Genomic DNA, 14762 nt, shown 5'->3' with positions numbered 1-14762 from the left:
AAAGGGCGGTCTTTTTTTGTGCGAATACTTAATCGGCGGCTGTCTGTTATCATGATAATCATTTGTCCAGATGGCTCTCGGGGTCGGCCGGATATGAGTAAATGATTGTATTCGTAATTTATGCGGAGGGTGTACTGTGAGCATGTAACCAATTCAAGTTAAATGGAGGTCAAAATGGTATGAAAAAATCTTTCACCATGTTGTTGACTGCACTGCTAACCTTCAGTTTCATGTTGTCCGCTTGCTCAGGCGGCAATAACAACAGTAAAGCATCATCGAGTGATCCAGCTCCTTCCGCGAATGCAAATGCGGAAAAGGAAGCAGAGACTCCTGAGGCACCGATGGAAATTACGATCATGCTTCCTTTGAACACGACGGAGGCACCGCCGGACACCATCAAGAACGAAGTAGAGAAATTGACGAACACGAAATTAACTTATCAATTTTTCCCGGCCGATTCCTATGAAGAGAAATTGAATACGTCTTTTGCAACCGGATCTTTGCCTCAAGTCACTTATTTAAAGAATCAAAGCACATTCGTTCAAATGAAAGAAGCGATCAAAGACGGACAGTTTTGGGAAATCGGTCCTTTACTGAGCGAATTCCCGAATTTGAGCAAATTGAAACCTGAGATTCTTGACAATACCAAAGTGGATGGCAAGCTGTATACGCTGTATATCGGCAGACCGCTTGCACGCCAGGGTATTATTTACCGCAAAGACTGGGCGGACAAACTGGGTCTCAGCGCACCGGCTAACGTGGATGAACTGTTCGCCATGGCGAAAGCGTTTACGGAACAGGATCCGGACGGAAACGGCATTAAAGATACGACAGGTATCGCCGACCGGAACGAACTGGTATACGGCGCATTCAAAACCATTTCCTCGTGGTTCGGAACCCCGAACACCTGGGGAACCAAGGACGGACAACTGCAGCCGGAATTTACGTTCCAACAATATTACGACACGATGGATTTCTTCAAAAAGCTGCGCGATGCCGGCTACATGAACCAGGACTTCGCTGCAACCAGTAAAACGGATGCCGTAAATATGTTCACCAGCGGCAAAGCAGGAATGTACATCGGCGGATCGATGCAGGACATCGATAATTTGAACAAGGATTTAATCAAAAATGTCCCGGATGCGGTGCTGGATACTCACAGTATGGTCGCCGGTCCTGACGGAAAGTTCGCGCAATGGATGATTCCGGGCTATAACAACGTAGTATTGTTCCCGAAATCAGCCGTAAAGGACGAAGCGGAACTTAAAAAGATTCTTGGGTTCTTTGATAAAATGATGACCCCTGAAGTTGCCAATCTGATGTACTGGGGGATTGAAGGCACGCACTATACGGTCGTAGAGGGTAAAGCCAAGGCAGGCGACGACAAGGAATTGAACGAACGCGAAGTGAAGGGCTACAAGGACAGCGTAATCGGAGAATCCGAAACGAACGGGATGTACGAACCTTACAATACGTTGCCGGGCCGGATTCATGCCGAAGAGCTGATCCTTGAAAATGTCAAAGTGGGCGTTCCGGATCCTACGGCAGCTCTCGATTCGGCGACTTATACGGAAAAAGGCGTAGAGCTTCAACAAATTATTACGGATGCAACTTACAAATACATGTACGGGCAGATCGATAAGGCCGGTTTTGATAAGGCGGTCGAGGATTGGAAGAGCCGGGGCGGCGCAAAAATCATCGAGGAGTACAACGCTGCAGCAAAATAATCAGTTGACTGAACTTAAAAACCGAAAAGGCTATTGAAATTTCAATAGCCTTTTCTATCACCTTGCTGTGGTTCAGCGGAATGTTGTTCGAATTTATGAAGCAGAGAGGAAGAGACTCATGCAGGAAGTCACCGCTCCGTCCAGCGCAGCCCCCAAATTTCAGCCCAAGAGGGTTAAAAAGACCGGGGATCTCAAAAAGCGGCTGTGGAGAAACAAATGGATCTATGTCATGTTATTGCCGGGAGTGCTCTATTTCCTTATTTTTAAATACGCTCCGATGTACGGATTGATCATTTCATTCCAAGACTATAAGCCTTACCAGGGAATAACCGGCAGCGAATGGGTCGGGTTGGAGCATTTCAAAAGGCTGTTCGCCGAGCCGGAGTTTTTTACGATCTTAAAAAATACGCTAATCCTGTTCGCACTGAATCTGTTTATTTATTTTCCGGTTCCGATTATTTTGGCCCTAATGCTGAATGAACTCCGGGGCAACTTTTTTAAGCGGATATTCCAGACCATGGTTTATTTGCCGCATTTCATGTCTTGGGTCATCATCGTCTCGATCTCATTTGTTATGGTCACGATGGACGGGGGCATTATTAACGAGTTGCTTGTGTACTTCGGATTTGAAAAAGTCAATTTTCTGCTTAGTCCCGGCTGGTTCAGGCCGATGTATATTTTTCAGGTCATTTGGAGAGAAGCGGGCTGGGGTACGATTATTTACCTGGCTTCCATTGCGGCGATCGACCCGGGACTTTATGAGGCGGCGCGGATGGACGGAGCCGGGAGGCTGCGGCAAGTGTGGCATATCACGCTCCCGGCGATCCGGGGCGTTATCGTTACCTTGTTCATCTTGAAAATCGGCCACGTGCTGGATCTGGGCTTTGAACATGTTTATCTGCTGCTGAACTCCATGAACCGGGAAGTAGCGGAAATTATCGATACGTATGTCTTCACGGCAGGCTTAAGGCAAGGCCAATTCAGTTACAGTACGGCGATTGGATTCTTTAAATCGATCATTGGCTTAATCATGGTCATGCTCGTAAACCGGATATCCAAGAAAATGGGAGAAGAAGGCGTTTATTGATACGCGGGAGGAATTGGAATGGTAGAAGACAGATCTATCAGCGGCAGAATTTATGCGGCTATTAACTTTACGCTGCTGGCAATCATAGCTTTGATTACGGTGCTTCCTTTTGTCCACGTTGTTGCGGGCTCTTTCACGACAAGCGCGGAACTGGCAGCGAATAAATTTGTGCTGATTCCTAAGGTATGGAGCCTGGAGGCATACAAGTTTATTTTTTCAACGGATACGATTTTTAGAGCGATGGGCGTCTCCATCGGTGTCACGGCTATAGGTACTCTGTTCAGTATGTTTATAACTGCATTAATGGCATACGGACTTTCCAGAAGAGATCTGGATGGACGCAATGTGTTCAACTTTCTGGTCGTCTTCACCATGCTGTTTAATGGCGGGATGATTCCCACTTTTCTGGTCGTGAAGGAATTAGGGCTGATCGATTCGTATGCGGCGCTTATTCTTCCGTCGGCGATCAGTGCGTTCAATATGATCATTCTCAAAAACTTTTTTCAGAATATTCCCGAGGGACTGGAGGAATCGGCAAAGATCGATGGTTGTAACGACTTCGGCATTTTGTTCAAGATTGTGCTGCCGTTATCGATGCCGGCGATCGCCACGATTTCCCTGTTCTATGCAGTAACGTATTGGAACACCTATATGAGCGCCATTCTTTATCTGGATGACAGCGCCAAATGGCCGATCCAGGTATTGCTGAGACAAATCGTAGTCCTTGCCAGCGGAATGGATCACAGCAGTACGCTCGACGGCACCGTTCCGCCGCCGGATCAGACGATCAAGATGGCGGTTATCGTTGTGGCTACGCTTCCTATTCTTATGGTGTATCCATATTTGCAGAAGCATTTCGCCAAAGGCGCCATGTTAGGATCGATGAAAGGCTAAGGAATGAAAGAGAACGTAGAGAGTATTCATATTTGGAAGGAGCTTTGAGATGACAGTTGGTCGGCCGGACACACCGATGAAATGGGCCCAGAAGGCTTGCGATTCTTTAATGGACACTTACACGGCGGGCGGACTTCCTCCCGCGCACCGCTGGCACTATCATCAAGGGGTCTTTCTCTGCGGGATGGAGCTATTTTGGGAAGCCGTTCAAGAAGACCGTTATATGGAATACATCCAGGCATATGTGGATGATCTGGTAGATGAATACGGAAATTTCTATTTTGCCAGGGATGAGCTGGATGCTATGCAGGCGGGACTTCTCCTCTTCAGGCTGCATGAACGGAGCGGCCAATCCAAGTACAGGATCGCTGCGGAAAAACTTCGGAATCTGCTGCTAACCTTGAATAAAACATCCGAGGGCGGATATTGGCACAAGGATAAGTACCCGAATCAGATGTGGCTGGATGGGCTGTATATGGCCGGGGTATTTTCCCTGAAATATGCCAATGTCTACGGCGACGAAGGGTTACGGGAAACGGTCCTGCATCAGGAAAGGCTTATGCGGAAAAACATGAAGGATGAAAACACCGGTCTGTTGTATCACGCCTGGGACGAAAGCCGCCGCATGCCGTGGTCCGACCCGCAGACGGGGTGCTCCCCGGAATTCTGGAGCAGATCGCTGGGCTGGTACGGCCTTGCCTTATCCCAATTTCTTGATTTGCTGCCGGCTCATTCGCCGGGATGGGATGACCTGGCCAAAGAGTTGCATGATTTCGTCTACGCGCTCATCCGTTATCAGGATATCGAGAGCGGGCTGTGGTACCAGGTGGTCGACAAGGGAGACCGGCCGGAGAATTGGCTGGAAACTTCCGGGTCCTGCCTGTTTGTGTACACGATCGCCAAAGCCGTGAAGCACGGGGTGGTGGAGGAAGATGCTCTGGCTGCAGCCCAAAAAGGGTTCAATGGATTAACTTCGGTCATCGAATGGGATGAGACGGGCAGGTTTGTGCTTCCCGACATTTGCATCGGCACCTCGGCAGGCGATTACGAGAATTACGTAACCCGGCCGAAGGTGAAGAACGATTTGCACGGGGTCGGGGCATTTGTCATGGCATGCGTTGAAATGCAAACGTTAATGAACAGATAGGAGAACATGACTATGCAACTGTTTAACATTGCCGAATTCGGTGCGCTCAAGAACAGCGGAGTACCTGCGACGGAAGCGATCGCGGCAGCGATTGAAGCAGCAAGCCAGGCGGGGGGCGGGACGGTTTATGTTCCGCCAGGGACTTACTTGACGGGCGCGATTATGATGAAAAGCCATATTGAACTCCGGCTAAGCCCCGGCGCAGTCCTGTCGTTCAGCAGTAATCCGGAAGATTATCCGGTGGTGGAGTCCAGATGGGAGGGGGTGAAGCGCCCGGTCCACGCTTCCTGTATTTACGGAAGCGATCTGGAACATATTTCGGTGACCGGAAGCGGCTGTCTGGACGGAAACGGGCAGCCTTGGTGGGAGAAGCAACAGAACGCGCCGGAACAACTTGAGTATCCAAGGCCGAAGCTGATCAGCTTTGACCGCTGCCGGCGGGTGACGCTGAAAGATGTGTCGCTGAAGAATTCCCCAAGCTGGACCGTCAATCCGATTCTTTGCTACGACGTGACCATCGACAATCTTTCCATTTATAACCCGGCGGATTCGCCGAATACGGACGGCATTAATCCGGAATCCTGCACGAATGTAAGGATCAGCAACTGTAATATCGATGTTGGCGACGATTGTATCGCGATCAAGGCGGGAACCGAAGATACGGCAGAGCGAATTCCGTGTGAAAACATTACGATCACAAACTGTACGATGGTTCATGGGCACGGCGGCGTTGTATTGGGCAGCGAAATGAGCGGAAATATCTCCAACGTGACGATCAGCAATTGCATTTTCAAGCAGACGGACCGAGGCATTCGTATGAAATCCCGGAGGGGCCGGGGAGGGATCGTCGAAGACATTCGCATCAGCAACGTGGTAATGGAGGACGTGATCTGTCCGTTTATTATGAACCTCTATTATTTCTGCGGCCCCCGCGGCAAGGAAAAGTACGTATGGGATAAAAATCCTTATCCGGTTACCGAAGAGACGCCGAATTTCCGGCGCATTCATTTCGCGAATATTACCGCGCGCAACGTGCACGCCGCGGCCGGGTTCATATATGGGCTTGCGGAGCAGTATATTTCGGAGATCACGTTCGACGGTATTGAGATTTCGATGGCGAAAAATGCGATTCCCGGCCGTCCGGCGATGATGACAGGGATCGAAGACATGCATAACCGCGGCTTCTATTTGGGGAATGTGCGGGATGTGCAGTTCAGACAGGTGACGATCGAGAACCATGAAGGCCCTGCCTTTTACATTGAAAACGGGGAAGACGTGGAAGTCATGAATTGCCGTTCCAAGAACACGGCCAAGTCTGAACGGCTGGTGGAGCAGGTAACGGTGGTTCCGTCAGAATGAAAGAGAAAGGAACGACCCAAGGATGTTGGTAGGAAAACAATCGTTCTGTGATTATCAAAGTATTCAGGAAGCCGTAGATGCCCTGGAACAGTCGTCATCCATGGAACCGGCGACCTTGTATATTTTGTCCGGCGTATATGAAGAAACGGTACAAATTTATCGTTCTCATCTGCATGTGATCGGGATCGGACATGTAGAAATAACGATGAACCGGTACGCGAAGGAAAAAGATGAAAACGGAGAGGAAATCGGAACATTTGCGACTCCGACCTTATTTCTGGGCGGCAGCCATCTCGTCTTGGACAATCTCATGATAGCCAACACGGCCGGACAAGGCGAGAACATCGGCCAGGCGGTTGCCGTATATGCCCATTGCGATCAGACCTTGTTCAGAAATTGTATTTTTAAAGGTCATCAGGACACGTTATTTACGGGACCGTTGCCGCCCGCGCCTAAAGAGCGGCTGAAGTTTGGCGGAATTCCCCTGCGGGATCATCATCCGCATTATCGGCAGTACTATCTGAATTGTCGTATTGAGGGAACGCTCGATTTCATTTTCGGCGGGGCAACGGCTTTGTTCGAGCACTGTGAAATACACAGTCTGCTTCATAGCGGAAACAAGGAGAGCTATATTACGGCGTCTTCTACTCCTTATGGACAAGAGTACGGTTATGTGTTCAAGAACTGCTATCTGACTGCGGAGCCCGGAGTGTCCTCGGTATTTCTGGGACGGCCATGGCGCGAGTATGCCAAGACCGTGTTCGTGGACTGCAACTTGGGCGGACACATTCATCCTCTCGGCTGGGACAATTGGGGCGACCCTGCGAACGAAGACAGCGTCTGTTATCAGGAATTTGGGGTCCGGGACGCAGCCGCTTTACGTTTGCAACGGGTGCCTTGGGGAGATTGTTTTGAAGCGGGGGAAGGGGAGACGGGCTTTTCTAAGGAGATTATTTTTTCCGGCAGTGATTTTTGGAGAATCTGATGTAGGGTTGCGAGGAGTTGTTGCATAGTGTTGCATAGGAGAGTGGAGGATATTCGTTTCAAAAAGGGTCCGGAGGTCATAACGTTCGGGGAAAGTATGGGATTGTTGATGTCTGCGGGTTTAAAAGGGCTGGAGTACAGCCCGGGGCTTGATATGTCCTTCGGCGGAGCCGAGAGCAATGTGGCCATCGGCCTTTCGAGGCTGGGGATTTCTTCGGGCTGGTTCGGCAGGCTCGGCAACGATCCTGTAGGGCGCCGTATTTACAAGGCAATCCGGGGCGAGGGAGTAGATATGTCCGGCGTGACGTTTGCTGAAGATGCCCCCACCGGGTTGATGATGCGGGAAAAGGTTGGCGACAGGAGTTCGGTCTATTATTACCGGAAATATTCCGCGGCCAGCGGCATGACGCCGGAACATCTGAATGAAGGCTATATCGCGAATGCCGAGATCTTGCACATTACCGGCATTACAGCTGCTTTAAGCAGTACATGCAGAGATACGGTGTTCAGGGCAGTGGAATTAGCTAAGAAGCATGGGACCAAAGTGAGCTTTGACCCTAATCTTCGCTTGAAGCTATGGAGCGCGGATGAAGCCAGACCGGTTTTACTGGCCCTGGCGGAGCAGGCCGATTATTATCTCCCCGGTCTGGATGAACTGCGGCTGCTCTATCAATTGGAAAGTATGGATGAACTCGTTTCTGAACTTAACAAATTATCTGCCGTGAAAATTATCAAGGGCGGTCCGAATGTGACCTACTTATTGGAGCAAGGAAAGCTTACGGAAGTGCCTTACTTCCAGGTCCGAAATGTGGTCGATCCGGTTGGTGCGGGCGACGGCTTTTGCGCCGGATTCCTGGCCGGACTGATTGCGGGAGATTCCCATGAAGAAGCGGTGAGGCTGGGGAATCTGGTCGGCTCGATGGTCATTCAAGCCCCCGGGGATTGGGAGGGGGTGCCGGCCAAGGGAGAGGTGGAAGCTGCATTAGCAGGGCGGGAGCACGTTGAAAGATGACCTTCTCTACGGTAGAAGTAACGATTCAGCTTGGATCCATTTTGCTTGTTGACTCGCTTTCAAATACATGTTAATATATATTTCGTTGCTGCAAACTTTGCATCGACGAAATTATGCGGTCGTGGCGGAATTGGCAGACGCGCACGGTTCAGGTCCGTGTGGGCTAACCCCCCGTGGAGGTTCGAGTCCTCTCGACCGCATCTTCCTTTAACAGTTACAGGTTCTTGATTGGCCGCTAAGCCGTCAAGAACCTGTTTTTTTTGTGTATCCTCCAAAGCCTCATTTTATCTGAGCATATACGTTCCAGCTGTTGACGAAATGGCCGACGGCAAACAGAAGCGCAGGCGTAACGAAAAGATAGGATTTCAACCATAGTCCGAGAAGCAGGAAATAAAGGATCGGGAACAAAGCCATTGGTATGGGGATATATCCTAAAGGTTTAAACAACAACGCAAACTCCCGGCCGCCGGCGAAATAGCGAATCCAGCACAGATAGTAAACAAGCAGGCATATCGCCATAAGAATAGGAAGGAAGTTACCCTGTTGCTCCGCTATCTTTTTGCCGAACAGGATGGGCATCGTAAAACACGCCACTTGGCCGATCCGTTCCAATACGGTAAAGATCAGAGGCGTGGATAATAGGTTTTTGGGCATATGTTGAGGTCCTATGAACGCAAAAAGAAGGTTCGGCAGCAACACTAGCAGGGGAATCAGAATTCCTTTCAAGGACAGTCCCATGGGTATCTCCATTCTATTGTGGAATCGTAGGTTTTATCATTTTTCGTTCCATGACCGCATGGCGGAAAACGATATTCTCTCTGCGCGCTATATTTATCGCTTGTTTGGGACAATAAGCCGCGCATTTCATGCAGAAATTGCAATGGCGTTCATGCTGTGGAAACTGATGTATCATGGTAATGTTGCCTACCGGACATTGCTTTGCGCACAACCCGCAGCCCATGCATTTTGCCGGATCGGTATGCAGCTTCATCATCATTCTCATGGACATCCATGGCAGACTTGTCCGCCTGGACAGAAAAGACACGAATTTGGAACCTTTATACTGTGATTTCCATTTGAATTCGCCACTCATCGTATTGCGGATAAATTGGTCCGCCTTCTCAAAAGCCGCCGTAAGGGTGTGCCGGTCCTGTTCAGCGTCATATTTCTGATCGCTCATATTGTTAGGCATACTTATTTCGCATGCGGAGGCGGGAACATACCCTTTGTCTGTTAGCAAGGCATGAAGTGGTTCCAACAAATAGGCGGAATTGTTCAGCGTAACGATCGCATGGACGATAGTTCCGTGGCTGTGGGGCAATGAATTGAAAAATTTCCAGATAAACGGGGATACCGCTTGCGAATTGACGGGAAAGGCGAGCCATAATTCATGAACCGATTCGTTCGGTATGTAGCCGTGTTCAATCTGCCTTAACGTCACTTGATGACCGTGCTGCTCCAGGATGTTGACGGCATGTTTAACGATTGCCTCCGTATTTCCCGTACCCGAAAAATAGTAAAAATCCACCTCTTTAATCAAGGACGTCATCCTCCTGTCCGGCGACGGCATTTTCCAATAGCTTGATACTTTCTTCACACCACTCGGCATACGAATTCCACAATTTTTGCCCGAAAGACAAAACCATGAGAATTTGCCTGTGATTGCTGTGTACGTCGATATCCTGCTTAAGCTGGGCTTCAAATTGATCGAACAGCAGCTGTTGCCGCTGGTGATTGATCTGAAATTGTTTGATATGTTCCAACATGATCTTGGAGGAGGACGCGTTGGAAAAATAAAGTTTCAGCAAAATTTCGAAGCGGATAAGTTCTTTTTCTACCGGGGCTTTAAGCCATTCCTGCAATTCCGCCTTACCCTGCTCCGTAATTTCGTATTTCTTGCTCTGCTTGCCGTTTTCCCCCTTCGGTTCCTCCAAAACTGCGATCAGTCCTGCGGAGGCAAGCCGTTTTAGCTCCGGATAAATCTGGCCGAAACTTTCATTCCAGAAAAACGATAACCGCATATCCACGATCTTTTTGATTTCATAGCCCGACAAATTCTCTTCGTTAAGCAGGCCCAGGATGACATAGGAGGTCTTATTTTTATTTGCAGCCATGGCAGGATCTCCGATCAAAATATATATCTTTTAGATATATATAATAAGGCAGAAAAAGGAAATCGTCAACAATGACAAATGTCCCGATTTTTCGGATTTGGGGCCGAAATGTCGGGAATACCCTTTCCGATCACAGGCGGATGCTATAATGATGGCGACAAATTCGACAGCAGCAGGAGCAGGAGGGACGCGAAATGTTTGAAAAAACGAGCCGTTCGCTGGTCAAAGGTTTTTTGCGCGCGGAGGGAAACAAGGTCGTAAACGAAGACGGCGAGGAAATTATCCTCACAGGCTGGGGCCTCGGCAACTGGCTGTTATGCGAAGGATATATGTGGCTGTCCCATAACAGTCGATTCGATCGCCCGCGGCGGATAGAGGCGGTGATCCGGGAACTGGCAGGCAGTCATTATGCCGAGAGTTTTTGGAAGCGTTTCCGCGCAAATTATGTCACCCGGGAAGACATTCGGCTTATGGCTGAGCAGGGATACAACTCATTGCGTATCCCGATCGGCTGGCGGGTATTGATGGAAGATGAGCCGGGGATATACTGGAAAGAGGACGGATTTGAACTGATCGACCGTTGTCTGGACTGGTGCGAGGAGTTCGGGCTTTATGCTTTTCTTGATTTGCACGGCGCACCCGGGGGGCAAACCGGAGCCAATATTGACGATTCGGTGGATGACTTTCCCCGCTTATTCACCGACGAGGATAGCTGGCATAAAGGGATTGAGCTGTGGAAGGAATTGGCCCGCCGTTACCGAGACCGCTGGATCGTCGGCGGTTACGATCTGCTGAACGAGCCGCTGTGCCCCGGGTTGATGGAAGGGAAGCATGAGTTTTTCCTCGTGGAGCGGCTGGCGGCGTTCTATGACGAAGTCATTTCCGCGATCCGGGAGATCGATTCCCGGCACATGCTGTCCGTGGAAGGACATCACTGGTCCACGAACACGGCGGTATTTTATAAAAGATACGATCCCAATATGGTCATTCATTTCCATCGTTATGCCTGTATGCCCGGTAAAGAGGCATATGACGAATATTTGGAACTCTCCGAGCGTCTGGATCAGCCAGTATGGCTGGGGGAAACCGGAGAAAACGATCTAGAGTGGTTTGCCGCCATGTATCCGCTAGCCGTGTCGCTTGGGATCGGTTATAACCTGTGGCCGTGGAAAAAGATGGAGAGGGATAATTCTCCTTTCGCCGTGAACAAGCCGGAGGGCTGGGAGAAATTACTGTCGTATATCGAGGGAGGACCGCGTCCCGGTTATGAAGTGATACAGGGGATTCTGAACGAGTACCTGGACAATATCAAAGTGGAAAACTGCACTCCTCACCCCCTTGTCACGGCATCGGCTTTTCGTCAGCCGGGATGCCGCGTCCGGGGAACCGATTTTGATGAGCTGCCGGGCAAAGGGATATCGTTCAGCGGCCTTCGTTCGGAGGGGAATATTTACAAGTACCGGGCTAAGACCGAAATGGGCATTGTTCCGATTACCCGTGAGCCGCAAAACAGAAGATTCGGCTTTGATAGCGGTTGGAACTGGCTTGCACTGGAATTGACCTCGGATGAGTTTGCGGGCTACACTTTCAGCTTAGCGGAAGAAGGCCATACGGTGGAGCTTGAGCTGGTCTGCCGGGAAGAAGCGGTAGTGAGTCTATTGCAGGACGGGGTAGAGCTGGCGCGAACTGCATTGGCGAGGAATGAAGAAGGATCAGCGACAATTCAAGCATCGCTTGTCCGTGCTAAGGAGACAGTTGTTACGGTGAAAGTGCATAGCGGCAGAATCGAACTGCACACGGTAAGTTTATATTAATAGCGGTATTTATGTTTCGAGTCCGGCAAAGTTGCCGGACTTTTTTTGCGTGATTTTGCAATGAAGGATCGGTCTTTGAAGGACAAGAGAAGATGTGAAGTCATTGGTAATCGTTTACATGTTATATAAATGTAAACATATATAACATGTAAATTGACGAAATAGCAAACTCACCCTGAAAACGAGCAAACTTAATGTTAAGTTAATTGACGCATTGCTCGGATGTAAATATGATGAATGTAAATAAAAGTAATTTATCGAGATTACAGCAAGTAAAACCTGACATTTAAAACGAAGGGACTGGAACTGGAGAGGGGAGGAAACGGAGAATGGAGTCTGGAAGATGCAGCGGTTCTGCCTTAATGGAAGAGATTAGCCGCCACCCTTGCTACAACGAAGAAGCTCACCGATATTTCGCCCGGATGCATCTTCCCGTAGCCCCGGCTTGCAACATTCAATGCCGGTACTGCAACCGCAAATTCGATTGCGTCAATGAAAGCCGTCCAGGGGTCGTTAGCGAAGTGCTCACGCCGGATCAGGCCGACAAGAAGGTGAAGGGAGTTGCCGCCCAACTTATGCAGTTGTCCGTCGTGGGAATTGCCGGACCCGGCGATCCTCTCGCCAATGCGGACCGGACTTTTGAAACGTTCCGGAAGGTCAGGTCCGGCGTACCTGACGTGAACCTCTGCCTTAGTACCAATGGACTGACGCTGCTTGAGCATTTGGACGTCATTGAGGAACTGGAGATCCGGCACGTGACAATTACGATCAATGCAATCGATCCCGAGATCGGCAGCCGGATTTATGCCTGGGTGTACGATAACGGCGTCCGGTATGAAGGAAAAGAGGCCGCCGAACTGCTCATTTCGCGTCAATTGGCCGGCCTGAAAGCCTTAAGCGAGCGGGGGGTACTATGCAAAGTCAATTCCGTACTGATACCGGGAGTCAACGAGGGTCATCTGCCGGAGGTGTCCAAAACCGTGAAGTCGCTTGGAGCGGCCCTTCACAATGTAACGCCGCTCATCGTCGCGCCGGGCAGTCAATACGAGCAAGAGGGACAGCGGGCACCCCGGCCGAAGGAGCTTCATGCCCTGCAGGAGATTTGTGGCAAGGAAGGCATGAAGATCATGCGGCACTGCCGCCAATGTCGCGCCGACGCCATCGGGCTCCTTGGCCAGGACCGTAGCGCGGATTTTACTTGGGAGAGCATTGAACAGGCGCCGCCCCTGAATTTGGAAGCCAGGGAACAACTTCAAGCCAGTCTGGATGAAAAAATCAGGCAGCGGCTGCACAGGCGAAGGGATCCGCAGCACGAGATCATCGCTTCGGAATCTTCCGAAGTCCCCCGGTTTATAACGAGGGTTGCGGTCGCGACCAGAGGCTCGGGGAAAGTGAACCTGCATTTCGGTCATGCCCAGGAGTTCTTGATTTACGAAAGCGACGGTTTTACAGTGAAGTTGCTCGGAGTTCGGAAAATCCAATCCTACTGCCACGGCCGTGCGGAGTGTAACGGCGATAAAGATGCTACGCTGCGCGAAATATGCTCCATTCTGGGGGACTGCCAGATTCTGCTCTGTTCCGGGATCGGCGACCATCCGCGCAAACAGCTGCAAAGAGCCGGGATTGTACCGATTGTTCGCAAAGGAGACGCGGAAAATCTCATTCTCGAGAGTTCCAGATATAACCATTATTTTCAAAATCATTTAATTCGAAAGGATGATGTAACATGAGACAAATCGCTTTTTACGGAAAGGGCGGAATCGGAAAATCGACGACTTCGCAAAACACGTTAGCCCAGCTTGCCACGAAGTTTGGCCAGAAGACGATGATTGTCGGCTGTGATCCGAAGGCGGATTCGACCCGGTTGATTCTGAACACGAAAGCTCAGCAAACGGTGCTTCATCTGGCTGCGGAACGGGGAACCGTGGAAGATTTGGAATTGGAAGACGTTGTCCAACAAGGGTTCGGAGATATTTCTTGCGTGGAATGCGGCGGGCCTGAGCCTGGCGTTGGTTGCGCAGGAAGGGGCATCATCACGGCGATCAATTTCCTGGAAGAACAAGGAGCGTATGACGGGCTGGATTTCGTTTCCTATGACGTGCTTGGCGACGTCGTATGCGGCGGGTTTGCGATGCCGATCCGCGAGAACAAGGCGCAGGAAATCTACATCGTTTGCTCCGGTGAAATGATGGCTATGTACGCAGCGAATAACATCGCCCGCGGGATTTTGAAATATGCGAACAGCGGCGGAGTGCGGTTAGGAGGTCTGATCTGTAACAGCCGGAACACCGACCGGGAAGATGAACTGATCACCGAGCTTGCCCGGCGGCTGAACACGCAAATGATTCATTTCTTGCCGCGAAACAACGTCGTGCAGCATGCCGAGCTGCGTAGAATGACGGTGGCCCAATATTCTCCGGAACATGCACAAGCCAAGGAATACGAAATGTTGGCAAACAAAATTTTGCATAACGATATGCTGACGATCCCGACGCCGATCTCCATGGAGGAACTGGAGGACCTGCTCATTAACTTCGGCGTAATTGAGGATGAAGAGGCGCATATCAAAGCGACTCAAAGTCAGCAAAAGGCGGTCTAGTCGCAGGAGGCAACAGGTCGGATCG

At 50.2% G+C, this 14762-nt stretch carries 13 protein-coding genes and 1 tRNA gene; 11 read left to right on the top strand and 3 right to left on the bottom strand.

Going from position 1 to position 14762, the window contains the following annotated elements; all coding sequences use genetic code 11:
- The first annotated feature begins 179 nt into the window (after nucleotides 1-179).
- The 8 genes from ACLB09_RS09400 to ACLB09_RS09365 all read left to right on the top strand — a co-directional run bounded on the left by ACLB09_RS09400 (nucleotide 180) and on the right by ACLB09_RS09365 (nucleotide 8410).
- On the top strand, nucleotides 180-1727 hold the full coding sequence (locus ACLB09_RS09400) for an extracellular solute-binding protein (RefSeq protein WP_410769556.1): 1548 nt from the start codon (nucleotides 180-182) through the stop codon (nucleotides 1725-1727).
- Nucleotides 1728-1845: 118 nt separating this feature from the next.
- Nucleotides 1846-2814, top strand: coding sequence for an ABC transporter permease (locus tag ACLB09_RS09395; protein ID WP_410769555.1), 969 nt, complete (start codon nucleotides 1846-1848; stop codon nucleotides 2812-2814).
- A gap of 18 nt (nucleotides 2815-2832) precedes the next feature.
- Nucleotides 2833-3708 (top strand): carbohydrate ABC transporter permease, encoded by an 876-nt coding sequence (locus ACLB09_RS09390; protein ID WP_410769554.1) that lies wholly within the window; start codon nucleotides 2833-2835, stop codon nucleotides 3706-3708.
- A gap of 49 nt (nucleotides 3709-3757) precedes the next feature.
- Entirely contained in the window at nucleotides 3758-4855 is a 1098-nt protein-coding gene (locus ACLB09_RS09385) for a glycoside hydrolase family 88/105 protein (protein ID WP_410769553.1), read from the top strand.
- A 12-nt stretch (nucleotides 4856-4867) separates the two neighbouring features.
- On the top strand, nucleotides 4868-6214 hold the full coding sequence (locus tag ACLB09_RS09380) for a glycoside hydrolase family 28 protein (RefSeq protein ID WP_410769552.1): 1347 nt from the start codon (nucleotides 4868-4870) through the stop codon (nucleotides 6212-6214).
- A 22-nt stretch (nucleotides 6215-6236) separates the two neighbouring features.
- Nucleotides 6237-7199 (top strand): pectinesterase family protein, encoded by a 963-nt coding sequence (locus ACLB09_RS09375; protein ID WP_410769551.1) that lies wholly within the window; start codon nucleotides 6237-6239, stop codon nucleotides 7197-7199.
- A 96-nt stretch (nucleotides 7200-7295) separates the two neighbouring features.
- Nucleotides 7296-8210, top strand: a complete 915-nt coding sequence (locus ACLB09_RS09370) for a sugar kinase (RefSeq protein ID WP_410770065.1) — start codon at nucleotides 7296-7298, stop codon at nucleotides 8208-8210.
- Nucleotides 8211-8325: 115 nt separating this feature from the next.
- Nucleotides 8326-8410, top strand: a tRNA-Leu gene (locus ACLB09_RS09365).
- Between the two features lie 79 nt (nucleotides 8411-8489).
- Here ACLB09_RS09365 and ACLB09_RS09360 read toward each other — a convergent pair.
- The 3 genes from ACLB09_RS09360 to ACLB09_RS09350 form a co-directional block, all read right to left on the bottom strand.
- Entirely contained in the window at nucleotides 8490-8864 is a 375-nt protein-coding gene (locus ACLB09_RS09360; protein ID WP_410769550.1) for a hypothetical protein, read from the bottom strand.
- A gap of 97 nt (nucleotides 8865-8961) precedes the next feature.
- Nucleotides 8962-9750 carry an EFR1 family ferrodoxin gene (locus ACLB09_RS09355; protein WP_410769549.1) on the bottom strand — a complete coding sequence of 263 codons (789 nt, stop codon included), beginning with the start codon at nucleotides 9748-9750 and terminating at the stop codon, nucleotides 8962-8964.
- Nucleotides 9743-10324, bottom strand: a complete 582-nt coding sequence (locus tag ACLB09_RS09350; protein ID WP_410769548.1) for a PadR family transcriptional regulator — start codon at nucleotides 10322-10324, stop codon at nucleotides 9743-9745. The genes ACLB09_RS09355 and ACLB09_RS09350 overlap by 8 nt, the downstream gene beginning before the upstream one ends.
- A gap of 194 nt (nucleotides 10325-10518) precedes the next feature.
- Here ACLB09_RS09350 and ACLB09_RS09345 point away from each other — a divergent pair, with 194 nt between their 5' ends.
- The 3 genes from ACLB09_RS09345 (at nucleotide 10519) to nifH (ending at nucleotide 14737) form a co-directional block, all read left to right on the top strand.
- The gene (locus ACLB09_RS09345; protein WP_410769547.1) at nucleotides 10519-12138 is read left to right on the top strand and encodes a glycoside hydrolase family 5 protein; all 1620 of its coding nucleotides are present in this window, start codon (nucleotides 10519-10521) and stop codon (nucleotides 12136-12138) included.
- A 329-nt stretch (nucleotides 12139-12467) separates the two neighbouring features.
- The gene (nifB, locus tag ACLB09_RS09340) at nucleotides 12468-13868 is read left to right on the top strand and encodes a nitrogenase cofactor biosynthesis protein NifB (protein WP_410769546.1); all 1401 of its coding nucleotides are present in this window, start codon (nucleotides 12468-12470) and stop codon (nucleotides 13866-13868) included.
- Nucleotides 13865-14737: a nitrogenase iron protein gene (gene nifH, locus ACLB09_RS09335; protein WP_410769545.1), complete on the top strand. Its 873-nt coding sequence runs from the start codon at nucleotides 13865-13867 to the stop codon at nucleotides 14735-14737. The genes nifB and nifH overlap by 4 nt, the downstream gene beginning before the upstream one ends.
- Nucleotides 14738-14762: the final 25 nt, after the last annotated feature.

This window comes from Fontibacillus forbon (assembly GCF_046559655.1).
Taxonomy (GTDB): domain Bacteria; phylum Bacillota; class Bacilli; order Paenibacillales; family Paenibacillaceae; genus Fontibacillus.
Note: the sequence above shows the minus strand (reverse complement) of the source record. Positions and strands in the feature narration are given on the sequence as shown.